Below are 24,738 nucleotides of genomic sequence, written 5' to 3'. Positions count from 1 at the left end.
GTATGAGCGAAAATGTATATCAATTTATAGACGTGCAGCGTGTAGACCCACGCAAAAAACCAATCTCGTCACGTAAAAAATCTTTCGTAGAAATTTACGAACCCTTTTCAGAGAATCAGGTTAACTCACAAGCTGATCGTTGTTTAGATTGTGGTAACCCGTATTGTGAGTGGAAGTGCCCAGTACATAACTACATTCCACAATGGTTAAAGTTAATACGCACAGGTCGTATTATAGAGGCAGCTGAGCTTTCTCATCGTACAAACAGTTTACCAGAAGTGTGTGGTCGCGTTTGCCCACAAGATCGCTTGTGTGAAGGCTCGTGTACATTAGATGAAGAGTTTGGTGCTGTAACAATTGGTAATATTGAGAAGTATATTACCGATGAGGCATTTAAAATGGGCTGGAAGCCTGATATGTCTTATGTAACATGGACCGACAAAAAAGTGGCTATTATTGGTGCGGGCCCAGCTGGTTTAGGGTGTGCTGATATTTTAGTTCGTAACGGCGTAAAACCAGTAGTGTTTGATCGTCACCCAGAAATTGGCGGACTACTCACGTTTGGTATTCCTTCTTTTAAACTTGAAAAAGAAGTGATGCAAAAGCGCCGTGAGATTTTCACTGAAATGGGCGTGGAGTTTAAGTTAAATGTTGAAGTAGGTGTTGATATTACGCTTGATCAAATTTTAGCAGACTACGACGCCGTATTTTTAGGAGTTGGTACGTATCAAAGTATGCGTGCAGGTCTTGAAAATGAAGATGCACCAGGTGTTCACGATGCACTCCCGTTCTTGATTGGTAACACTAACCGTGTAATGGGCTATGACGAGACTAAGCAGCCGTGTATTGATATGGCTAACCAAAAAGTAGTTGTACTTGGTGGTGGTGATACAGCGATGGACTGTGTGCGTACGTCTATTCGTCAAAATGCTGCAAAAGTAACGTGTGCTTATCGTCGTGATAAAGAAAATATGCCTGGTTCTAAACGTGAAGTTAAAAACGCCAAAGAAGAAGGCGTTATATTTACCTATAACGTTCAGCCTAAAGGCATTGTATTGAACGATAAAGGTAAAGTAACTGGCGTTAGAATGGTTAAAACTAAATTAGGCGAACCTGACGCAAATGGCAGAAGTCGTGCTGAAGAAGTACCTGGTTCAGAGCATGTGATAGAAGCTGACCAAGTTATTATGGCATTTGGTTTCCAGCCTCATAAAATGGATTGGTTAGAAAAATACGATGTAGAAGTAAACCACTGGGGCGGCATTAATGCTCCAGAACAAGGTGAATTTACACATCAAACAACGAACCCTAAAATATTTGCTGGTGGCGATATTGTGCGTGGTTCAGATTTAGTGGTAACCGCTATTTTTGAAGGACGTAATGCTGCAGAAGGTATTATGGATTACTTAAAAGTTTAATTGTTCGTATTAATAAAGTGATGTAAGAAGCAAGCCAACTGGCTTAATGCCGATCAGTTAAGAAAATGACCGGTTGACCGATCCAAACGATCATGCAAAATCCGTAGTTAGGAAACTAACTACGGATTTTTTTGTGAATATAGAACAAGCACTGCAAGCAACACTTGAAGAAAGCAGCCGATACCATACCTTTGAAAAATTATCAGAAATTCTTGACCCTGAAATCATTGAACAAGGTTTTCAACAAGCAGGGATTGCAACCGTTCGTAAGCGAAGATTACCGCTTGAAGCCGTTTTGTGGTCAGTTATTGGCATGGCATTGTTTCGAAAAGAATCAGTTTGGAATATCGCTAATAAGCTAGATATCATGTTACCTGGCAAGAACCAACTCGTTGCTCCAAGTGCGATGGTACAGGCTAGACAAAGGTTAGGTGATGATTCCGTTAAACACGTTTTCAATAAATCTGCTCAATCAATGTATAAGCAACAGTCATTCGAAACATGGAATGGTTTGAACCTATTAGCTGTTGACGGTGTTGTGTGGCGAACAGCCGACACGCCTGATAATCGTAAAGCCTTCTCTTCAGGTAGCAACCAATACGGTGATACAGCCTTTCCTCAAATACGCATGGTCTGTCATATGGAATTGACCAGCCATCAACTTCTCAGTAGCGAGTTTGATAACTATAAAACCAACGAGATGAAATTAGCTGAGCGTTTAATTGAACGTACACCAGATAATTCACTGACTATGTTTGATAAAGGATATTATTCTTTAGGCCTGTTAAACCGTTGGCATCAAACTGGGGAGATGAGGCACTGGCTGATACCAGCAAGGCCCGACTTACAGTATGAAATCATCTCCAGCGCGGGTAAAAATGACCATATCATTGAATTGAAAACCACAAAGCATGCACAAAAAAACTTTCCCGATGTTCCTGAAACGATTAAAGCGAGATTAATCAGCAAAACAATAAAGGGCAAAAGCTACCGTATATTAACCTCGATGACGGATAGATTGCGTTATCCAGGTAATGAAATTGTTGAATTATATTGTCATCGTTGGGAGATAGAACTTGGGTTTAGAGAAATCAAACAAACCATGCTTGATAGCGCATACCATTTAAGAAGTAAGCGTCCAGACATGGTGCGTCAGGAGCTATGGGCCGTGTTACTCGCCTATAATTTAATACGAAGAATAATGACGATGGCGGCGACAGTCACAGGGATATGGCCTAACCAGCTTAGTTTCTCTAGCAGTTCGATGGCTGTCATTCAGTATTTCTCGTCAGTATCTATAATGAGCCCAGGGAACATTCCAATACACTGGCAGCACTTACTCGATACACTGGTCTTATTTAAGCTTCCAGCTAGACGAGAGGATAGAAGATATCCCCGATGGGTTAAGCCAAAACCATCTAAGTATCCCCATAAAAAGAAAGATGCCAGTCAGCTTAACTGACTGGCATTAGCCAACTGGCTTGCTTTTTTATTTGTTTTATTCGAATGTAATGTCAACGTAGTTAGTAACAAACGGTATTATATTAATATCACCTGTAGCATAGCTTTCTTTAGCGACACCTTCCGTTCTTACTTTCATATAGTAACTACCAGAAGGAACTACCTTGTCATAGTGGGTTGTTCTTGTTTCGAGCCAAATACGGTTGCTTTGGGCATCTATTAACCAGCCTTGAGGGCTAATCTCATACATATAAGCCTTACATTTTACTTCACCTACACGAGGATGCAGGCACTTATTTATAGCAACTCGAGTTTGTTTTTTTGGATTTTCAGCAGTACTAGCTAACGTTATTTGGCCATAATCTCTAGCTTCTTTTGTTGCTTTATACGCTAAAACTTTTGTTTGCGTCGTTGTATAAGCACTTTGATTTGAAGAGTTAATTGATTGGTTGCTAGAGCTAGATACACTATTTACAGCACCGTTAATACCATCTTTAACTGCGCGAGTTATATCATTACTTTTACAGCCACTCAGTACTATTAGTGCAGGAACAAGAAGAGCAAGTTTATTCATTTTTAATCCTTAACGTTATTGTTTTATCCTAGGCTTTATTTTTTTAAATAAAGCGTATTACATCATGGGATCATACATTACAATAACCGTATTCATCCCTGATAAAGGTAAATAATGACTAAAATATACGCTTTTATCAAGCCTAAATAACTAATCTTTGGAGTTGATTTAAATATAAAGTTGGTTCATTATCGCACGCTGTTTACGGTTTGCTTACTTTTTACATACAAGTAGGCTTTTATACATTAATAAAATAAATAGAAATTATGTACGAATATTCAAACAAATCGGAAAGGAAACTCATTGTTCGATTCTTCTCTTCAATAGGGTTTATAGCAACGTTTTCGATGGCTAGCTTAGCATTTATTAATAGCAGTTATTTATTAGCGTGTACCCTGGTTGTTTCTTCGTTTGTTTATTTATTGGCATTTAGCATAAGTAGGGGAGTAGAGAAGTCAGGCACTATAATTTTATACAACCTTTATGCACTAATGTTTTACCTAGTTCTCACTGGGGGAGCACAAGGAACAGGGCCTATATGGATATTCATAGTGTCTCCTGTTACTTATTCAATACGCGGACTTAAACGAGGTACATTTGATATAATTTTGTTTTTATTAGCGATTGTTTTAGGCTTTTACTGTGCTGATATATTCAACATATATGACTATAGTCCGGAACAGTTTCCTATAAGAATAATAATTGCCTTTATGATTGTCGCGTCGCTGAGTGGCTACTACGAGTGTTCAAGAGAAAAATACAGCAATAAAATAATTGCTTTGAGTCAAAAGAATGAATTTTTAGCAACTATAGATCCACTCACCAACCTGCCAAACCGTCGCTATACCATGAATAAGCTTGTGGCTTTTAAAAGTGAGCTGAAAGATAATAATACTCCTTTTGTAATTTTATTAGCTGATGTAGATAATTTTAAAAAAATTAATGATCAATTCGGCCATGATTTTGGCGATGAAGCACTTATTCAGTTAGCTAAAACCTTTGATAAAAGTATTCCAAAAAATGCGATTGCATCACGTTGGGGCGGAGAGGAGTTTTTAATTGTTATTCCAGATGCAACAGTTGAGCAGGGGGAGCAAGTTGCAGAAAAAATCCACAACGCCCTTAAAGCTTCAGTTGTGAGCTTATTTTCAGATAGTACCAATATTACGCTAAGTATTGGTGTTATCTCTGCAAGTGCCGAACGCTCAATTGATCTTGATATCAAGCGTGCTGATGAACTACTTTATAAAGCAAAAGCGCAAGGTAAAAACAGAACGTGTTCTTCTTAAAGGTTTATCTACTTTAATCCATTGAAAACGAATCAAGTGATGGCTTTATTTTAGCCTTTCTGCGCTTTACGCTCATGTAACACATTGCATTACAGGCAATCTGCATTGTAATTAATAGCCAATAACTGATGCCTAAGTCACTTAGGTTATTTATTTTTTCGCTAGTAAAGTAATAGGCTACGGCGATTATCTGAAGAACTAAAAAGCTATTTAAAAACCTCAGTAAACGCTGTTTAAAGTAAGTATGCTTATATTTACTAAAAATTATTAAACAGCTGCTTAGCGCTAATAAAAACCAACTTAAAATGATACAAAAATTAACTAAAGTACTGTGCATTATTTAATCCTTCAAAGCTCTATTAACCAATATTAGGCATGGGCCATTATTAGTTCTTTAGCATTCGCTTTAGCTGTTTTACTAATATTATCACCACCAAGTAAGCGAGCTATTTCATTAATACGACCATCTTTATTCAAAGGCAGCATATGAGTGAACGTTTCGCCTTGTGCTATTTCTTTAGCTACAAAAAATTGTTGGTGTGCGCTACTAGCAACTTGCGGTAAATGAGTAACACAAATCACTTGAGTAGACTTACCTAACTGGCGCAATAGTTTGCCTACGGCTGATGCTGTAGGGCCAGAAATACCTACATCAACTTCATCAAAAATAAGCGTTGGGGTTGTTACTTTTTGGGCAATAATTACCTGTATAGCAAGGCTAATTCGCGAAAGCTCACCACCTGAGGCTACTTTAGCTAACGGCTGAAGTGGCTGCCCAGGATTAGTTGATACTAAAAACGACACATTATCGTACCCTAAGCTATTAGGTACGCGGCTACTCTCTTGAGTTAAAGCTATTTCAAATACACCGTTTTCCATCGATAAATTAGCCATGCTTTCACTTATTAGTGTGTTAAGTGTATTAGCATACTCATAGCGACTTTTACTTAGTTCATCGGCAGCTTGCTTATAACTAAGTAACGCGCTTTCTATTTCTGACTCTAGTTGCTCCAGACGATTACTATTATTACTTATTGACTCAAGCTCCTGAGCAATCGATTGATGAAACTCAACTAGCTGCTGTGGTTTTATGTGATGCTTACGCGCTAAATCCATCGCACCGCTTAGTCTATTTTCTACTTCACCTAAACGAGCAGGATCTAAATCTGCTTGCTCAGTATAATTTCGAACTTCACGGCTTGCTTCTTCAACTTGTACTGCGGCTTCACTAAGGAGCGCTGCTACGCCCGCTAAGCTTTCGTCGTATTGAGCCAGCTCAGCGAATTGTTGGGCACTGTGCTGCAGCATTGAACAAGCATTTTGTTGATCACTTTCATATAAGTATTGTAATTCACGTTGGCACGATTCTAATATTGTTTGGCTATTACTAAGTTTGTAATGCTCGGCCTCAATTAAATCAAATTCACCTTCTTGTAAGGCAAACTCATCGAGCTCTGCAACTTGGTATTCTAACAATTGTTTTTGCGCTGCTTGTTGCTGCTGTTGTTGCTCTAAATGTTTAAATTCTTTTTGTAAGTTAGCAAACTGTTTATAGTTGTTATTTACATCATTTACTAAGTTGTGATGCCCTGCATAGGCATCTAAAAGCTGTAACTGATGCTCAGCTTTTAATAAGTGTTGGTGGGCATGTTGTCCATGAATAGATATTAAATATTGACCAAGTTCTTTTAATTGTGATGCGGTAACGGCACTGCCATTAATATAGCTTTTACTGCGTCCATTTTTGCAAACAACACGACGCAATAGACATTCATTATCGTCATTGTTTAGCATATGTTGCTCTAAAAACGATTGAGCTAGCGGTAAATCTGTTAGGTCAAATTGAGCGCATACTTCTGCTTTATCAGAGCTTGGGCGCACTGCTGATGCTTCAGCTCGTTCACCTAAACATAATGATAGCGCATCAATAGCAATAGATTTACCAGCACCTGTCTCGCCAGTGATTGCGGTCATACCGCTGCGCCATTCTGTGCTTAAATTACTAACAATTGCAAAATTTTTAACTTCTAAACCAATTAACATACTGTTTATCCATCCAGTCAATTAACTGTTAATTTATACAGTGTTTTGGTTTTTTGCAAATTAATTTTTTATTATTTATGCAACGCTTACATCTTGAGTAAATTGTGTGTCAGAAGTTTTTGGGGAGGTATCAATTTGATCATCAACAATATCAGTAGCTTGTATAACGTCTTCGGTTTTAAGTAGCCCGATAAGTGGAGGTAAAGTATTTAGGTAAAAACTCTTATTGTATAAAATTCCTTGCTGAGGTAACTCAGATACAAAGTACTGTATATTATCAATCAATGGTTGGATTACATTCGTTTGATTAGCTTTAATTAACTCATTGGACAACGTATTAATTAGTAGGTCAGCGGTATCTTCAAGCTGTTGCAAATTCTCGTCTGTATGCGATTGCACAACAAAAAAATTATTTACAATAGCTTGAATACGAGGAGCGTATTTTGGGCGAATTATTTTAGCATCAAGAAGATCATTAAGCTTTGCTTTAAGGCGTGAATTTACATGCGAAACACGTTCATTAAATAGCTTTTTTCTAGCTTCGATTGCTTTTTTGCGATTACTCTCAATTTTGAGGTAACTGTATAAAAGTGTAATTAATAGCAGTAAAGCAAAGAATACTACATAAGTCATTGCCGTTTGTTCCTGAAATGTTTAATTTTTAGTTGTTACTAATATTTTGCTCTATCGTTTAACTTTTGGCAATAAAATTAGTACAAACGACTACCCCAATTTAGTTTTGTACGTAAAACGTTGTAGTACGAGTAATTTTTTGGATGAATTAAGCGCAATTGTTTATCCGCTTTTTTAATTACTACCTCATCGCCGGGTAATACGGCAAGCACAACATGGCTGTCGCAACTTACTTGTAGGCTATCTGTATTTTCTAGGCTTAGCTTTAAGCGTACTTCGTTATCGGCATCGACCACTAAAGGTCTGCTAGATAAGGTATGAGGAAACATAGGTACTAACGATATTGCATTTAGCTCTGGCGTTAAAATTGGCCCGCCACCTGAAAGTGAATATGCCGTAGAGCCAGTAGGGGTTGATACTATTAAACCGTCAGAGCGCTGAGAAAACACAAAGTCATTATTTATAAAAGCTTCAAACTCAATCATATGCGCTACTTTATCGGCATGAAGTACCGCTTCGTTAACGGCTGAGTTTGCACTCTTTAATTCGTTGTGGCGATATACTTCTACTTCTAATAAAAAGCGTTTTTCTTCAAGGTACTCACCACTGAGGACTTGCTCTAAGCTCGCTTCAAACCCTTCAGGGTTTAAATCAGTTAAAAAGCCAAGGTTACCTCTATTTACACCAATAACAGCAATGTTAAAGCGCGCAAGCACGCGTGCAGCACCAAGCATGTTACCGTCACCGCCTACAACAATAGCTAAATCGGCTTGTTCTCCTAAGTCGACTAACTTAACAAGTTTGTCATGCGGGATATCGTCTAATTGACTCCCTGTGCGTTTTTCTACTATTACCTCAAAACCAAGCGCAAGTAAAAATGTATGTAAGCGCTGAAGGGTAGCAGCGGCTCCCGGGTGATTAGGTTTGCCAATTAGGCCTATGGTATTAAAAGGAGAGTCCATAATGTACGCACAAAAAGATTTAATAATTGTAGAGTAACTCAAAACAGAAGTGTTTGAAAATACAGATTATAGCAATATTATAAACCTTCAATTTTATTCGCAGTGAGTTAACTGCACGACTTGAAAAACAACTAAACGCCCCGATATCTCTTTCATGCAACAAGATGTAGATACCATGAAACTAAACTCACGAGATCAGCAAATTTTTTCAGCTGTTATGAACATGTACTGTAATGGTGAAGGCTTGCCTGTTCCATCAACAAAAATTGCCAAACTCAAAGGCATGGCAGTATGCTCGGCTACGGTTCGTAATGCTATGGCTCGCTTAGAAAAAGTGGGGTTATTGTATTCACCTCATACATCTGCAGGACGAGTGCCCACAAATGAAGGGTTTGATTATTGGTTTGATGAGTTTTTTCCACTCGCTGACATTGCTAATTATTGGCAACCAGAGCAATCACAACTCGTTGAACTAGCACATGGTTTGAGCCAAAAATACCAAATATGTTGTTGTGTTGGTTTACCACAAGCCAGCTCGCAGCAAGTGTTTAGAGTAGAGGTGCTTGATTTTGATTCTACCGACTGGCTTATTCTATTAATAGACAGGGCTGGGCAGAGCCACAACATTTGTATTGATAAACCTCATGATTCGTCAGATTCTGTTCGTTATCAGTTTGCAACATGGTTGAATACCGTATTTAGCCAACAAACTCTTATGGAGGGTTTGTATCGTATGCAGGCGATGGCAAATACAGCGCCTCGAAATTGTCATGATTCGCTTAATCAATGGACGCGACAGCTAAGTCAAAAATTAGGCTCAGATAATAGTATTGTAGTTGGCGAAAATTACCTCTATAAACAAATCGATTGTGAGCAAAGTTTAAATATTGGTGTTTCGTTTTTAAATTATGTAGAAGATAAACTCGCTTTTAAAAACGGTGTCTCGGTACTTAATAGCGAAAAATTGCCTTTTACTGAGTGTGATGAATTGATTGTAATAAGCGTGCCGTACTTTCAAAATCAAGAATACCAAAGCCGCTTTTGTATAATTTGCCCTAAATCAGCGCAAATCGAAGAAATAATTCGAGAATTTAAATTAATTGAGGCATCTAACTCTTGAATCTTTTTATTCAATCCCCATAATTACCGCAGTTGTAAAGAATTGGAGCACGTATTTTATGTCTGAGCAGACACAAAACCCTGAGCAAGAAGTAGAATTAAACGAAGAAATTTCTAAAATGCAGGCTGATGTAGAAGCAGCAGTAGAAGCCGCTGATCAACATGCAGAAGAAGAGCAAAGCCCTGAAGCAGAAATAGCTATGCTATATGCAGAGCTTGAAGCTGCTAAACAAACTATTGCTGATCAAAAAGATGGTGTTGTTCGTGCTGCAGCAGACGTAGACAACATTCGTCGTCGTGCAGCACAAGATGTAGAAAAAGCGCATAAGTTTGCACTAGAAAAATTTGCTAACGAATTACTACCTGTAATTGATAATCTTGAGCGTGCTATTGAGTTTTCTGATAAAGAAAATGAGACTTTAAAGCCGTTGCTTGAAGGTATCGATATGACAGTTAAAAGCTTTAACGATGCTGTTGCAAAGTTTGGTGTTGAAATTGTAAACCCACAAGGTGAGCAGTTTAATCCAGATTTTCATCAAGCAATGTCAATTCAACCAAGTAACGATGTAACACCTAATACAGTACTTGCTGTTATGCAAAAAGGTTACACATTGAATGGTCGTTTATTACGCCCTGCAATGGTTATGGTTTCTAAAGCTGCTGATGCTTAATTGAATTATTAGTTTTAAAAAATGCCTCATATTGAGGCATTTTTTTTGTCTTTTTTATAGTGAATTAACTGTACGAGCATAGTAAGCAACACAGCGCTAAACATTAGACTTGAAAATGGCACTGCGCTTTTTGCATGCATAATAGCGAGTAGTGGGCCAACTAACGCGCCACTGCCAAAACGAAGTGTGCCAATTACGGCCGTTGCCGTGCCTGTGTTTTTTTCAAACTTCATTAATATTAGCGAGTCAGCATTACTTGCAGTGACGCCTAAGCTCATCATTAATGGCGCAATAGCAGCCACAATATAATAAAGTGATAAGTGTAATAAGCTAAATGTCAACAAAGCCAGCCCCGATACAAACCCACATACAAGCCCAATATAGAGCATTTTTCGAGAGCCCAGCCTTGGTACAATTCGCGTATTTAAAAAGTTACCAAACATCAGCGCCATTACGTTAAAGGCAAATAACACACCAAATAACTGTTCTGACACTTCATATAAATCTAAATATATAAAAGGTACTGATGTTAAAAAGCAAAAAAATCCAAACGATACAAACATAGAACTGAGTATGTCGGCACGTGCATCTTTATTACTGAGTACTGTTTTATAGCTGTCAAAAAACAGAGCGAGACCCTTTTTTTCGTTTTTGTGAATAGGAATATCAATTAGATACACTTGCACAAATGCTAATATTAAAAAGCTATACCCAGCAAGAACCAAGAATATGGTTGACCAAACAGAAAATCCTAAAATAAACGAACCAACAGAAGGGGCAACTAACGGCGCTACCATCATAATCATCGACACATACGACATTCCCTTAGCTGTATTTTGCTGATAAATATGGCGAATAATACCCGGTACTACTACCGTTGCTGCCGCTCCCGTAAATGCTTGCACTGCTCTAAGAGTCCAAAAAGCATGGATTTCGGTGGTAAATGCCAGTGCAAGAGAGCTTGCACCAAATAAGGTTAAGCCAATACGTGCAAGCTTACGGCGGCCAATTTGATCGGCAATGGGGCCAAAAAATAGCATCCCTAATGAATAGCCCGCTAAGTAAATACTCAACGATATTTGTACATTGGGCATATTAGTGTGTAAATCGTTTGCAATTACCAGCATGGCAGGTAAGTACATATCTATCGCCAATGGCGTAATCGCCACGATACTGGCTAATAAAGGCAATAAAATACGGGTATTAAAAGACGAGGCTGAGGCGTCCATGTGTAAACTCAACAATCACTAAAAACAAGGGCTATAGTGTAACAGGGCATTGTATTTGGATAAACTTAGTTTGCCCGCTAAGTTTATCGTCATATTGCTTTTTTTTAATATAACGGTACATAAAGCAAATATTTTAAATTGGTACTGTGTTTGCTATTCTACAAGCAATAAAAAATTCATTACTTAAGAGAATTATCATGAAAAAACTAGTACTTGCAGTATTAGCGACAGCCGTTTTAGCCGGTTGTAAAACGTCACCAACAGGACGTACTCAAATAGCGCTTTACTCAGATCAACAAATGAGTGAAATGGGTACAGCTAGCTTTGCAGATATGAAAAAAAGCCAACCAATTAATAAAGATGCAAAAACAAATGCATATGTAAATTGCATTGCTGAAAAAGTAGTCGCTGTATTACCAAAAGAATACGCGTCGCAAAATTGGGAAGTAGTGGTATTTGAAGATGAATCTGCTAACGCTTTTGCACTACCTGGTGGTTACATTGGGGTTCATACGGGCTTATTAAAAATAGCCACCAATCAAGACCAACTAGCAACAGTACTAGGGCACGAAGTAGGGCACGTAATTGCTGAGCATTCTAATGAGCGTGTTTCACAAAGCTCTATTTTAGATACCGGTATGCAGCTTGGTAGTGCTGCACTTGAAATGGGTAATATTCAATACCGTAACGAAATTATGCAAGGCTTAGGTTTGGGCGCACAATATGGAGTCGTTTTACCATTTAGCCGCTCTCACGAATCAGAAGCCGATACTATAGGTCTGGATTTAATGGCACAGGCGGGTTTTAATCCACAAGAGTCGGTTACACTTTGGGAAAATATGAGTGCAGCGGGCAGCGGTACAACCCCTGAGTTTTTATCTACTCACCCAGCGCCAAGTAACCGTATTAAAAATCTACAAGCGCAAATGAGTAAAGCACTTAGCGAGCAAAGCACTGCTAAAGCACAGGGTAAAAACCCACAATGCACACTGTAGTTAAGCGCTTTACTATTTGAAGTAGTGTGCGTTTAGTATTAATGCGTAATTAAAATAAAACCCCTGTAAGTATTTTACCTACAGGGGTTTTATTTTAGTTCTTAAGCGTGGTTATTCAGCAGCAAGTGCTTGTTTAAATACATTTTTAAAGCGTTCGAAATCTTCAATGTGCGGCAGATGCCCTAAATTATCCAGTTCAAATAATTGTGCGTCAGGTATAAGTGTTGCAGCGTGTTTGCCTAATTTATCATATCGACCAAGCTCGTAATCAACACCGTCTTTTTTCCAGTTACGGCCAGGGCCGGTTCTATCGCGTGTACCAATAATTAATTTAACCGGTACTGCTAAATCTTTAAATTCGGTTATTACAGGTTGAGTGAAAATCATATCGTATGTTTTTGCATTTACCCATGCCATTTGTTCTTTATCTGGGCCTTGTATTTGCCCTGTTATAAAGTCGGTTAAGGCTGAATATGTGGCATTCCACTTACCATCGTAGTAATTTTTTTGTTGGTATTTTCTTACGCCTTCTGGCGTTTTTGAAAGCTCGTTTTTATAGAAAAAATTTGTATCTTTGTAATCAACATACTGCAGATAGTTTTCAAGCCCAATAGGGTTAAGTAAAATTAATTTACTTGTTGTGTTTGGGTACATTAATGCAAAACGACTCGCTAGCATCCCACCCATAGAGTGCCCTAATACAATTGACTCTTCTATATTAAGTGAGTCCATTAACGCATGGGTATGATGAGCAAGAGCCGCAAATGAATACTGGTAATTAGTTGGTTTAGATGATTTTCCAAAACCAATTTGATCAGGAATTAATACGCCGTAGCCTAAAGATTGCAAGTATTGCGCAGTGGTAGTCCAGTAATCTGCATTAAAATTTTTGCCGTGCATAAGCGTCACTGTAGGCATGTCGGATTTGGTAGGCTTTAAGTAAATATAGGCCATTTTAAGAGATTGTTTTTGTGACTCAATGTTAAAGTAATTTACTTTAAAATCGTACTGGTAACTGCTTAAAAGTGCATCATAAGAAAGTGAAGAGGTATCTTGCGTTGTGCTCGCTAATGCATTGTTTGTTAATAACAATAAAGTAGAAAAGCAAATAACTTTAATCGACGACATTTGGTTACTCCAATTAAGGACAAATAATATGAGCTCTAATATATAAAACTCAGAATAATTCATTATAGTAACCAAACATTAAGTACTATTCAATTGAGGCTTTGTCATGCTCAACGTTGTTTAATTTGGAGATGAAAAAAGCGAAGCTAAAATAGAGCTTCGCTTATTAATGTAGGGTAAAACGAGTATCGTTAAAGCTTAAAACGTCCACTCAATATGGATTTGTGGCACTGACTCAGTGACTTCAGTACCTAGTTTATTGTGCCAGTATTGTAATTCCATACCCAACAGTAGTGTGTTCTCTTTCATTTGAAGAGCGTGGCCCATATCCCATACTAAAATAGGCTGTGCGAGTATCCACGCCTCTACATCGTTACCAAATTCATCTTCACGCTCTGCAATGTATTCAGCGTGGCCTTTAAAGCTAAATTTTTGTGAGCCAATATTAAAAGGGTATTCAAAGGCAACATCAAGCATCCAGCTATTTGTTTCAATAGGAGCCCCGCCTTTTGCTACACCTTCACTATCGTCAATGTAAGCTGTGAACAGCGTTTGAAAAAAGTTAAACCCAGGTACATCCCAGCTTAATTTAACACCAGGCAAGTATTTCATTACTTTAGCGTCGCCAGCAACGTTAATACCACCGGTAAGGCCCACATCTAATAATGCGCCTGCGCCAATTTTTTCGCCGTTAATGGCCGATAAGCTTACCGTTGAATACCACTCACCATAAAAATCAGCATCTTGGTAACCATCATCGGTATCGTCTTTACTGTAATCGATAAAAAAGAAGTTATCGCCGTAATCGTAACCCGATGCATGTTGAACCGAGTAAACAGTTGTGTTTGACTCTTGCTCAGTGAATGGGTTTTTTTGGTCGCCATTATTAATATGTAGTGCTGTGCTGCTCCAATTAGCCGCAAAAGCAGAAGACGATAAAGCAATTGATGTAAAAGTAACGAGAGGAAGTAATTTTTTAAATTTCATATCTGTATTTAACTATAATTTTAGTGACACGCGAAGGCGCGCATTATAGCAAAAGTGATTGATATGTAGAGTGTTATTTTAACATATGTTGCAGCTTACTTATTAAGCTGCAACATAGTATCGGTGTTTAAATTATGCTTTATTACGGCGTAAGCAAATAACTGCAATGGCTGTAAATGCTAAAATAAAGCAGTAATAAGAAGACGTTGATACTTCCCACGGGCTAATTTTAAACGTAGCACCTAATAACAATGCTTGGGCACCGTATGGCAATGAACCCTGTGTAACACAGGCAAATATATCAAGTAAACTGGCAGAGCGTTTACCGCTTATTTCACCGTCATCTGCTAGCTTTTTAGCAATAGGACCGGCCACAATAATAGACACTGTGTTATTAGCAATACATACATTACTTGTTAAAACTAACGCAGCGATACCTAATTGGTCTGCCACTTTACGGTGCCATTTTGCAATGATTTTAGTAATCGCTTGAATTTTTTGAGCAATGTAATCAAGACCACCGTTAATACGAATAAATTCAGATAAGCCACCAATAAACATAGAAAGTAAAAATATTTCCTGCATATCAGTAAAGCCTTTGTAAATGTCTTTTACAAAGCTTGCGCCTTCGTAACTTCCTGTAAAGCCCATTAATGCGGCAAAAATAATACCGCTAAACAACACTACAAATACGTTCAAGCCAGCAACTGCTAACACTAAAATAAAGGCATAAGGAAGTACTAACCAAATATCATAGTCTTTAGTTTCAACTACTTGTGCAGCAGGTGTTAAATAAAACAACAGGGCGATTGTTAGAATGGCTGCAGGGACTGCAATTTTAAGATTTTCTTTAAACTTGTCTTTCATTTCACAGCCCTGCGTGCGCGTAGCTGCAATAGTGGTGTCTGAAATAATAGATAAGTTATCGCCAAACATAGCGCCAGATACAATCGTACCTGCCATTAATGCTGGGTCTATACCTGTTTTAATTGATACCGCATAAGCGATAGGGCCAATGGCGCCAATTGTTCCCATTGACGTTCCCATTGCAGTAGAAACAACGGCCGCAATTAAAAACAAACCAGGGAGCAATAACGAAGGTGGGATAAGCGATAAGCCTGCATTTACTACCGCATCTACACCACCGGTTGCACTTGCCACAGCCGAAAAAGCACCTGCAAGTAAGTAGATTAAACACATGGTAATAATATTGTTGTGTCCGGCACCTTTAATAAAGGTCTCTACACATTGGTTTACCGTGCCTTTATTTAAAATAAACGCAAGCATGATGGCGGGCAATATAGCAACAGGTGCAGGTAGTTGGTAAAAAGCATAATCAACCCCTTGCGATTGCAAATACAAACCGGAGCCTAAAAATAGCGCTACAAAGGTAAGTAGGGGAAGTAAAGAAAGTATTGCTTTATTTTTATTAAATGATGGCTGCATCATAATCCTCATAACCAGTAAAATTTATCACAGCCAAAACTCCTCTTTTAGCTGAATTTAGCAGTACAACTTTTTATTTTAAAAAGTTGTTAGCCGCAGCGTCCGCAAGCCAAAGACCAAATCGACGCGAAAGAGAAGTTTAAATGTATAGATGGCTAAAGTAAACTGGTATTGTTATTATTATTAAATTAAAAGGTCACCTGACTATTGCATGACTTTTAGATAATATCTATAAAGCAACGCGATTTTCAGCGATTAATATTTATCCAACTGCATAAAAATACCCACCTGCGTATTTTGTAATGCCCGGATATATGGCTAATAAACGGATTCAAATTAAATTAGGTAAAAACCATGACTACAAATCGAATAGGTGTTTTTGGTGCTAACGGCAGAATGGGCTTAGCCCTATTAGAAGCCGCGACAATTAAAGAGCAAACACAACTTACAGGCGCATATGTTCGTAGTGGTTCATCGCTATTGGGCATTAATGTAAATCAAGTAAATAGCGCAGCCGATAACAGTGTTAGCTTTAGCGACGAAAGTACAATAGATGATGTAGATGTTTTAATCGACTTTACGCTGCCAGCGGGTATGAAAAACCATTTAAAAACAGCTGTTGCACAAAAAATTCCTATGGTAATTGGCACAACAGGCTTAACAAATGATGATATGGCGCTATTACACGATGCCGCTAAACATATCCCTATTGTATTTGCGCGAAATTACAGCGTAGGTGTCAATGTATTACTTAACCTTGTGCAAACTGCAGCGACTAAATTTGGTGACGATTTAGATATCGAAATATTTGAAGCGCATCACCGTCATAAAATAGATGCACCATCGGGTACTGCACTGGCAATAGGTGAGTCAATCGCGCAAGCGAAAGGCTGGGATCACGACGAGGTTGCGGTATATGACCGAAGCCAAGTAGAAACAGCGAAATCTCAAAATGAGATTGGTTATTCTGTCCTAAGAGGGGGCGATATAGTAGGTGAACATACCGCATACTTCGCTACAATGGGCGAAAGGCTTGAATTAACACATAAAGCAAGTTCGAGAATGACGTTCGCTCTAGGTGCTATAAGGGCTGCAAGCTGGTTAAAAAACAAACCTGCTGGACTTTATGATATGCAAGATGTGCTAGATCTTAAGTAGTTTAGTTACTATTTTAACTGTTTGGGTCTAATTTCACCTACAGTGACTTATTTGTAACAATTAACCAAATAATGTTAGACCTAAATAGCAACTTCATGTAATATGCAGCCAATTTGCCAAAAATTACTAAATGCGTGTTTCCAATTATACCCAAGTGGCTAGTAAATCCAGGGTTTCAGTGGGAATGAAAATAGTTTTAGGCAAGAAAAATGATTGAAGGTTGAATGCTTTACATCTGCATCATTTAAGACTGCGTAAAACAATTTAAGCTCACAAAAATCTGGTTTTGACGATCCCTCTGGGTATTGGCGGGGTGTTAAGCAATTGCTTACTCCCGTTTTTTACTGTTAGGAGGTTTAACTTGACTAAATCCGCTCTGTTAGTCCTAGAAGACGGCACAGTGTTTCGCGGTACTGCAATCGGCGCTGACGGCATGTCAGTCGGTGAAGTGGTATTCAATACGTCTATGACTGGTTATCAAGAAATTTTGACTGATCCATCATACGCGGAACAAATCGTAACTTTGACGTACCCACATATCGGTAATACGGGTACCAACAGCGAAGACGAAGAAGCGAATCAAATTTGGGCTAAAGGCCTAGTGATCCGTGATTTGCCACTGCTAGCAAGTAACTTTCGTAACGAGCAATCGTTAGATGATTACTTAAAAGAACGTAATATTTTAGGTATTGCGGACATCGACACCAGAAAGCTAACTCGAATTTTGCGTGACAAAGGCGCACAAAACGGGTGTATTGTTGCCGGTGACGAGCTAGACGAAAATAAAGCGTTACAAGCCGCGCAAGCCTTCCCAGGTTTAAAAGGTATGGATTTAGCAAAAGTTGTCTCAACCAAGGAAAATTTTGAGTGGCGCGAATCAAGCTGGACATTAGGTGAAGGATTTAAAACCCTTGACGCTGCTGATGAAAAGTTTCATGTTGTTGCCTACGACTTCGGTGTAAAACGTAATATTTTACGTATGCTTGTAGACCGTGGTTGTAAACTTACAGTAGTACCAGCGCAAACTTCTGCCGCTGACGTACTTGCTTTAAACCCTGATGGTATCTTCCTATCTAATGGCCCTGGTGATCCTGAGCCATGTACTTACGCTATTGAAGCCATTCAAGCCTTTTTAGAAACCGACACACCTATTTTTGGTATCTGTTTAGGTCATCAGTTATTAGCCCTTGCTTCAGGTGCTAAAACAGAAAAAATGAAATTTGGCCACCACGGTGGTAACCACCCAGTTAAAGACCTAGACCGTAATGTAGTTATGATCACAGCTCAAAACCATGGTTTTGCAGCTCAAGAATCAAGCCTACCAAGTACGCTTCGTGCCACGCATAAATCGTTATTTGATGGAACGCTTCAAGGTATTCATCGTACTGATAAGCCTGCGTTTAGCTTCCAGGGTCACCCTGAAGCAAGTCCAGGTCCACACGATGCAGCACCATTATTTGACCACTTCATCGATTTGATGCAAGCGCGTAAACACTAATTTAACTGGAGTAATAATGCCAAAACGTACCGACATAAAAAGCATTCTTATCTTAGGCGCAGGCCCAATTGTAATTGGTCAAGCTTGTGAATTTGACTACTCTGGTGCTCAAGCGTGTAAAGCACTTAGAGAAGAAGGCTATAGAGTTATATTAGTTAACTCAAACCCTGCAACTATCATGACCGATCCTGAAATGGCCGATGCTACCTACATCGAACCAATTCACTGGGAAGTGGTAGAAAAAATTATTGAAAAAGAAAAGCCAGATGCAGTATTGCCTACAATGGGTGGTCAAACAGCATTAAACTGTGCACTTGATTTAGACAAGCATGGTGTATTGGCTAAGCATGGCGTTGAGCTAATTGGTGCAACGGCGGATGCAATCGACAAAGCAGAAAACCGTGAACGCTTTGACGTAGCAATGAAAAACATTGGCCTTGAATGTCCTCGTGCTGAAATTGCTCACTCAATGGAAGAAGCTAAAGATACAATGAGCCGAATTGGCTTACCATGTATCATTCGTCCTTCTTTCACCATGGGTGGCACCGGTGGCGGTGTTGCTTACAACATGGAAGAGTTTGAAGAAATTTGTGAACGTGGTTTAGACTTATCGCCAACAAACGAATTATTGATTGATGAATCACTGATTGGTTGGAAAGAGTACGAAACAGAAGTTGTACGTGATAAAAACGATAACTGTATTATTGTTTGTACCATTGAAAACTTTGACCCTATGGGTGTTCACACTGGCGATTCAATCACCGTTGCACCAGCGCAAACGCTAACCGACAAAGAATACCAAATTATGCGTAACGCCTCTATGGCGGTATTACGTGAAATTGGTGTAGAAACTGGCGGTTCTAACGTGCAGTTTGGTATTAATCCTGAAGATGGCCGTATGGTTATCATTGAGATGAACCCACGTGTATCACGTTCATCTGCACTTGCATCAAAAGCAACGGGTTTCCCAATTGCTAAAATTGCTGCAAAGCTAGCAGTAGGTTATACGCTTGACGAGCTTCAAAACGATATTACTGGCGGTAAAACTCCAGCATCTTTTGAGCCTTCAATCGATTACGTTGTAACAAAAATTCCTCGCTTTAACTTTGAAAAATTTGCCGGTGCTAACGACCGCTTAACTACGCAAATGAAATCAGTTGGCGAAGTAATGGCGATTGGTCGTAACCAACAAGAATCATTACACAAAGCATTACGTGGTCTTGAAGTGGGCGCAACAGGTTTTAACCCAATAGTTGCACTTGATGACCCTAAAGCTAAAGAAAAAATCATCCGCGAATTACGCGAGCCTGGTGCTGAGCGTATCTGGTACATTGCCGATGCAATGCGCCATGGTATGAGCGTTGATGATGTTTATGAGCTGACTAAAGTTAATCGCTGGTTCTTAGTACAAATAGAAGATATTTTAAAAGACGAAGCAAAAATTGGTGAAGTAGGTATGGCTGGTTTAAATGCTGACTTCCTACGTAAACTTAAACGCAAAGGTTTCGCAGACCCACGTATAGCTGAAATTGCTGGTGTATCTGAAGCTGAAATTCGTAAAAAACGTCACCTATTAAACATCGTGCCAGTATACAAACGTGTTGATACGTGCGCTGCAGAATTTAGCTCAGACACAGCTTACATGTACTCATCTTACGATGAAGAGTGTGAAGCAAACCCAACAGATAAAGACAAAATCATGGTTATTGGTGGCGGTCCTAACCGTATCGGCCAAGGTATTGAATTTGATTACTGTTGTGTACATGCCTCGCTTGCGCTTCGCGAAGACGGCTATGAAACCATTATGGTTAACTGTAACCCTGAAACGGTTTCTACCGATTACGATACATCTGATAGACTATACTTTGAGCCAATTACACTTGAAGACGTACTCGAAATCGTACGTGTTGAAAAGCCAAAAGGCGTTATTGTGCAGTACGGTGGTCAAACACCACTTAAATTAGCACGTGAGCTTGAAGCGAATGGTGTTCCAGTAATTGGTACTTCACCTGATGCGATTGACCGTGCAGAAGACCGCGAACGTTTCCAACAACTTGTAGAGCGTTTAAATTTACTTCAGCCAGAAAATGCAACAGTAACTTCAACTGAAGAAGCACTACTTAAATCAGTCGAAATTGGTTTTCCACTCGTTGTACGTCCGTCGTATGTACTAGGTGGTCGTGCAATGGAAATTGTATACGATGAAGACGATTTACGTCGCTACATGACCGAAGCTGTATCTGCATCAAACGAAGCACCTGTATTACTGGACCGTTTCTTAGATAACGCAATTGAAGTTGACGTTGACGCAATTTGCGACGGCGAGCAAGTAATTATTGGCGGTATCATGGAGCACATTGAGCAAGCCGGTGTTCACTCTGGTGACTCAGCATGTTCATTACCAGCACATTCTTTATCGCAAGAAGTGCAAGATGTAATGCGCAAGCAAGTAACCGATATGGCGCTTGAGCTTGGTGTTGTTGGCTTAATGAATACACAGTTTGCTGTAAAAGATGGCAAAGTGTACTTAATTGAGGTTAACCCGCGTGCCGCTCGTACTGTACCGTTTGTATCAAAAGCAACCGGTGTAGCGCTTGCAAAAGTGGCGGCTCGTTGTATGGCGGGTCAGTCTTTGGCAAGCCAAGGTATCACTAAAGAAGTGATCCCTCCTTATTACAGCGTTAAAGAAGTTGTTTTACCATTTGCTAAGTTTCAGGGTGTGGATCCAATTCGTGGCCCTGAGATGCGCTCAACGGGTGAAGTGATGGGTGTTGGTGATACTTTCGCCGAAGCATTCGCAAAAGCACAATTAGGTGCAAGCAACACTTTACCACGCGGTGGCCGCGCGTTATTATCTGTTCGTAATAGCGATAAGCCACGCATTGTTGAATTAGCCAAGATTATGACCGACTTAGGTTTTGAACTTGACGCAACGGGTGGCACGGCACAAGCTCTTGAAGAAGCTGGCATTGAAGTACGACGTGTAAACAAAGTATATGAAGGCCGCCCGCATATTCTTGATTATATCAAGAATAAAGAGTACAGCTATATCGTTAATACCACCGAAGGTCGCCAAGCGATCGAAGATTCGAAGGTGTTACGTCGTGGTGCATTGCAAAATAAAACCAACTATACGACAACCTTGAACGCGGCTTTTGCTAACTGTACTGCTAACAAAGCAGATGACCGTAGTAAAGTAACGTCAGTTCAAGAGCTACACCTGCGATTGAACTAAGGAAATGTGCCAAGGCCAACTAGGGCCTTGGTGTTAAGTGAGAAAAGTATGCAATCAATTCCGATGACAGTTCGTGGCGCAGATTTACTGCGCAAAGAGCTTAACGAATTAAAAACAGTTACCCGTCCAAAAATTATCGCCGACATTGCTGTTGCGCGTGAACACGGTGACTTAAAAGAAAACGCTGAGTACCACGCTGCACGTGAGCAACAGGGTTTTTGTGAAGGTCGTATTCAAGAAATTGAAGCTAAACTTTCAAATGTTCAGATAATCGACGTAACTAAAATGCCAAATACGGGCAAAGTTATTTTTGGTACCACAGTAACTATAGTAAATGTAGATACGGATGCTGAAGTAAAATACCGTATTGTAGGCGATGATGAAGCAGATATTAAAAACAACTTAATTTCTGTTAATTCACCGATTGCACGTGGCTTAATTGGTAAACAAGTAGACGATGCAGTGTCTATCCAAACGCCAAAAGGTATCGTTGAGTACGAAATCATTGAAGTTGAGTATCTTTAACGCATAACTCACTTTAACGTTTTAAATAAAAACCGATGTATTTACATCGGTTTTTTTATGCCCTAAATAAATCACTATACTGATAAGGGTGTTCATATTGCATAAAGAGTGAGCATGATGATATAGGTACATAATCACTTCATTAAAAGGAACACTCAATGGCTAATATACTTTACCCAGCGCCTTTAAAAGTAGGCTCTAAAATTGCTATTTGCTCGCTTTCATCTGGGCTAAAAGAAAAGTATCACGGACGATTAGATATAGTTATAAATGGACTACAACAACGAGGGTATGATGTTGTTGAAGGCGAGTTTTTACGTCAAAACAAACCACGTGAACAGCTTAATGCTAAAGCGCATGCTAAGCAGCTAATGGGTTTTTTATTAGATGATGAAATAGATGCGATTATGCCGCCAATGGGTGGAGAGCTGGCAATGGAAATACTGCCACTACTTGATTTTAACGCCATTAAAGAAGCAAAGCCTAAGTGGTTAGTTGGTTTTTCTGATGTGAGTACTATTGCATGTGCACTCACTGCTAAGTGCCAATGGGCAACCCTACACAGCGCCAATCTTATGCAGTTACACCCAGATGAAAAAAATCCGTATAGCTTACAAATATTTGAAACTCTGACCTACGAAGCCGGTAGTAAATTTGAGCAAGGTCCTTCTTCTTTATACCAAAAAAATAAGCCTAATTACGCGCAAAATCCGAACGAATTACTCAGCCCGAGTGAGCCTACAAACTGGCAATGTTTAAACTACACAGATAAACGTACCATAGAAATGTCTGGTCGGTTATTTGGTGGGTGTTTAGATACCGTAGGTTTATTGCTCGACTCGCCATTTTTAGCGCTGCATGAGTTTAAAAAGGACAGTGCGCCCGAAGGGCTTATTTTATACCTCGAAAACTCAGAACTTACACCAACAACCGTTGCACGATTTTTACTGTCATTAAAATTAGCCGGTATATTTGATGATATCAATGGCTTGGTTTTAGGGCGAAGTGAAATAACACAAGGTCATTACGATGCCTTTGATTATCGCCATGCGTTAGATGTAGCGCTAGGTGGGTGTTTATTTCCTGTAATTTTTGATGCGGATATAGGGCACGTTCAACCTAACTTAAATTTGGTCAATGGTGCTACCTGTACGCTAGTTGCTGATATAAACGAAGGTATAGTAGATCGCGCATCATTAAATATTCAACTATCGTAGTTTTTATTGTATTTAGTTTTGAAAAACAAATAAATACAAGCGTATAATATGCCTACAGTAAGTGCTAATGCTTACTGTAAATTCTCAGGGCGGGGTGAAATTCCCCACCGGCGGTATGTTTAATGTTTTTTATGACTTAAACGAGCCCGCGAGCGCTTTATTTAACTTATTTTAGGTTAAGTAAAGGTCAAGCAGATCTGGTGAGATGCCAGAGCCGACGGTTACAGTCCGGATGAAAGAGAATATGGCTTATTATACTAAAACCAATTTTATTAAAGACATGATCCTTGTATCGCGTTAAGTGAGCTATTTTCTTTGCGCTATAATTAGTCACTAATTTAATGTTATTGGTATAACAGTGTGCGCTGCATTTTGCTGCGTGCTTTTTGTTATTTTATTTAAGCTGTTTTGGTAGTGATCGCTTTAAATTTAAGTGATGTATTACTGATCCTTTCACAGTCCTGAATCTATTATTTTTATTTGGAATATAATGATGATTCAGTCTCTACTTACTCAATTCGGCGAAAGCCATACCCGCGTACAAAGCGCAATCACTGCACTACAGCAAGGCCAAGGCGTACTTGTTGTTGATGATGAAAACCGTGAAAATGAAGGCGACTTTGTTTTTTCAGCTGAGCATTTAACGACTTCTCAAATGGCCGAAATGATCCGCGAAGGCAGCGGCATTGTTTGCTTATGCATGGGGGAGGAACGCATTAAACAGCTCGACTTACCGCAAATGGTAGCTAACAATACGAGTCAAAATAACACCGCTTATACAGTCACTATTGAAGCTAAGCATGGCGTAACAACAGGTGTGTCTGCTGCTGATAGAGTAACTACTATAAAAGCAGCGACAGCGGATAATGCAAAACCAAGTGATTTATCGCGCCCAGGGCATGTATTTGGTTTAAAAGCACAAACGGGTGGCGTATTAGTTCGTCGTGGTCATACCGAAGCATCCGTTGATTTAATGCAACTAGCCGGCTTAAAACCATTTGGCGTAATTTGCGAACTAACAAATCCAGATGGTTCAATGGCGCGCTTACCTGAGGTGAGTGATTATGCTAATAAACATAGTATGGCCGTTGTTTCTATTGAAGATTTAGTGCAATACATTCAGGCTGCACAGCGCAAAGTAAGTTAAACT

General features: G+C 39.3%; 21 protein-coding genes and 1 riboswitch. Of the genes, 12 read left to right on the top strand and 9 right to left on the bottom strand.

Annotated elements, in window-relative coordinates; genetic code table 11:
• Positions 1-2 precede the first annotated feature (2 nt).
• A complete protein-coding gene (locus FFU37_RS08850; protein ID WP_138489310.1) occupies positions 3-1,418 on the top strand; it encodes a glutamate synthase small subunit GltD family protein in 1,416 nt (471 codons plus the stop codon).
• Positions 1,419-1,551: 133 nt separating this feature from the next.
• Positions 1,552-2,880 carry an IS4 family transposase gene (locus FFU37_RS08845; RefSeq protein WP_039588252.1) on the top strand — a complete coding sequence of 443 codons (1,329 nt, stop codon included), beginning with the start codon at positions 1,552-1,554 and terminating at the stop codon, positions 2,878-2,880.
• A 36-nt stretch (positions 2,881-2,916) separates the two neighbouring features.
• Here the strand turns inward: FFU37_RS08845 and FFU37_RS08840 are convergent, their stop codons facing one another.
• On the bottom strand, positions 2,917-3,453 hold the full coding sequence (locus FFU37_RS08840) for a hypothetical protein (protein WP_039487450.1): 537 nt from the start codon (positions 3,451-3,453) through the stop codon (positions 2,917-2,919).
• A 266-nt stretch (positions 3,454-3,719) separates the two neighbouring features.
• Between FFU37_RS08840 and FFU37_RS08835 the strand changes: the two genes are divergently transcribed.
• Positions 3,720-4,742, top strand: a complete 1,023-nt coding sequence (locus tag FFU37_RS08835; protein WP_239022696.1) for a GGDEF domain-containing protein — start codon at positions 3,720-3,722, stop codon at positions 4,740-4,742.
• Between the two features lie 13 nt (positions 4,743-4,755).
• Here FFU37_RS08835 and FFU37_RS08830 read toward each other — a convergent pair whose 3' ends face one another.
• The 4 genes from FFU37_RS08830 to nadK form a co-directional block, all read right to left on the bottom strand.
• Complete coding sequence (locus FFU37_RS08830; protein WP_004335381.1) at positions 4,756-5,079, bottom strand: hypothetical protein; 324 nt, start codon at positions 5,077-5,079, stop codon at positions 4,756-4,758.
• A gap of 32 nt (positions 5,080-5,111) precedes the next feature.
• Complete coding sequence (recN, locus tag FFU37_RS08825) at positions 5,112-6,785, bottom strand: DNA repair protein RecN (protein ID WP_138489309.1); 1,674 nt, start codon at positions 6,783-6,785, stop codon at positions 5,112-5,114.
• A gap of 75 nt (positions 6,786-6,860) precedes the next feature.
• Entirely contained in the window at positions 6,861-7,418 is a 558-nt protein-coding gene (locus tag FFU37_RS08820; protein WP_138489308.1) for a hypothetical protein, read from the bottom strand.
• Between the two features lie 77 nt (positions 7,419-7,495).
• Positions 7,496-8,380 carry an NAD(+) kinase gene (gene nadK, locus FFU37_RS08815; protein ID WP_004335384.1) on the bottom strand — a complete coding sequence of 295 codons (885 nt, stop codon included), beginning with the start codon at positions 8,378-8,380 and terminating at the stop codon, positions 7,496-7,498.
• A gap of 154 nt (positions 8,381-8,534) precedes the next feature.
• On the opposite strand from nadK, the gene FFU37_RS08810 reads away from it, so the two are divergent.
• A complete protein-coding gene (locus FFU37_RS08810; RefSeq protein WP_004335385.1) occupies positions 8,535-9,500 on the top strand; it encodes an HrcA family transcriptional regulator in 966 nt (321 codons plus the stop codon).
• 58 nt (positions 9,501-9,558) lie between these two features.
• Positions 9,559-10,170 carry a nucleotide exchange factor GrpE gene (gene grpE, locus FFU37_RS08805; RefSeq protein ID WP_024597391.1) on the top strand — a complete coding sequence of 204 codons (612 nt, stop codon included), beginning with the start codon at positions 9,559-9,561 and terminating at the stop codon, positions 10,168-10,170.
• A gap of 26 nt (positions 10,171-10,196) precedes the next feature.
• On the opposite strand, the gene FFU37_RS08800 is transcribed toward grpE, so the two are convergent.
• Positions 10,197-11,399: a Bcr/CflA family efflux MFS transporter gene (locus tag FFU37_RS08800; RefSeq protein ID WP_004335389.1), complete on the bottom strand. Its 1,203-nt coding sequence runs from the start codon at positions 11,397-11,399 to the stop codon at positions 10,197-10,199.
• Positions 11,400-11,596: 197 nt separating this feature from the next.
• Between FFU37_RS08800 and FFU37_RS08795 the strand changes: the two genes are divergently transcribed.
• Positions 11,597-12,394: a M48 family metallopeptidase gene (locus FFU37_RS08795; RefSeq protein ID WP_138489307.1), complete on the top strand. Its 798-nt coding sequence runs from the start codon at positions 11,597-11,599 to the stop codon at positions 12,392-12,394.
• Between the two features lie 111 nt (positions 12,395-12,505).
• Here the strand turns inward: FFU37_RS08795 and FFU37_RS08790 are convergent, their stop codons facing one another.
• The 3 genes from FFU37_RS08790 to FFU37_RS08780 all read right to left on the bottom strand — a co-directional run bounded on the left by FFU37_RS08790 (position 12,506) and on the right by FFU37_RS08780 (position 15,955).
• Positions 12,506-13,522, bottom strand: a complete 1,017-nt coding sequence (locus tag FFU37_RS08790) for an alpha/beta fold hydrolase (RefSeq protein WP_138489306.1) — start codon at positions 13,520-13,522, stop codon at positions 12,506-12,508.
• A 198-nt stretch (positions 13,523-13,720) separates the two neighbouring features.
• Positions 13,721-14,509, bottom strand: coding sequence for a nucleoside-binding protein (locus FFU37_RS08785; protein WP_138489305.1), 789 nt, complete (start codon positions 14,507-14,509; stop codon positions 13,721-13,723).
• A 132-nt stretch (positions 14,510-14,641) separates the two neighbouring features.
• The gene (locus FFU37_RS08780; RefSeq protein ID WP_004335396.1) at positions 14,642-15,955 is read right to left on the bottom strand and encodes a Na+/H+ antiporter NhaC family protein; all 1,314 of its coding nucleotides are present in this window, start codon (positions 15,953-15,955) and stop codon (positions 14,642-14,644) included.
• Between the two features lie 354 nt (positions 15,956-16,309).
• Here FFU37_RS08780 and dapB point away from each other — a divergent pair, with 354 nt between their 5' ends.
• From dapB to ribB, 6 genes are all read left to right on the top strand, one after another.
• Positions 16,310-17,113, top strand: coding sequence for a 4-hydroxy-tetrahydrodipicolinate reductase (gene dapB / locus FFU37_RS08775; RefSeq protein WP_004335398.1), 804 nt, complete (start codon positions 16,310-16,312; stop codon positions 17,111-17,113).
• Positions 17,114-17,474: 361 nt separating this feature from the next.
• Entirely contained in the window at positions 17,475-18,611 is a 1,137-nt protein-coding gene (carA, locus tag FFU37_RS08770; protein ID WP_004335400.1) for a glutamine-hydrolyzing carbamoyl-phosphate synthase small subunit, read from the top strand.
• 16 nt (positions 18,612-18,627) lie between these two features.
• Positions 18,628-21,846: a carbamoyl-phosphate synthase large subunit gene (gene carB / locus FFU37_RS08765; protein WP_039487473.1), complete on the top strand. Its 3,219-nt coding sequence runs from the start codon at positions 18,628-18,630 to the stop codon at positions 21,844-21,846.
• Between the two features lie 48 nt (positions 21,847-21,894).
• Positions 21,895-22,371: a transcription elongation factor GreA gene (gene greA, locus FFU37_RS08760; RefSeq protein ID WP_004335404.1), complete on the top strand. Its 477-nt coding sequence runs from the start codon at positions 21,895-21,897 to the stop codon at positions 22,369-22,371.
• A gap of 158 nt (positions 22,372-22,529) precedes the next feature.
• Positions 22,530-23,588: a S66 family peptidase gene (locus tag FFU37_RS08755; protein WP_138489304.1), complete on the top strand. Its 1,059-nt coding sequence runs from the start codon at positions 22,530-22,532 to the stop codon at positions 23,586-23,588.
• Between the two features lie 76 nt (positions 23,589-23,664).
• Positions 23,665-23,836: riboswitch (FMN riboswitch) on the top strand.
• A gap of 245 nt (positions 23,837-24,081) precedes the next feature.
• Complete coding sequence (gene ribB, locus FFU37_RS08750; protein ID WP_138490023.1) at positions 24,082-24,735, top strand: 3,4-dihydroxy-2-butanone-4-phosphate synthase; 654 nt, start codon at positions 24,082-24,084, stop codon at positions 24,733-24,735.
• The last annotated feature ends 3 nt before the right edge of the window (positions 24,736-24,738 follow it).

The sequence above is a fragment of the Pseudoalteromonas distincta genome (genome assembly GCF_005877035.1).
Classification (GTDB): domain Bacteria; phylum Pseudomonadota; class Gammaproteobacteria; order Enterobacterales; family Alteromonadaceae; genus Pseudoalteromonas; species Pseudoalteromonas distincta.
Note: the sequence above shows the minus strand (reverse complement) of the source record. Positions and strands in the feature narration are given on the sequence as shown.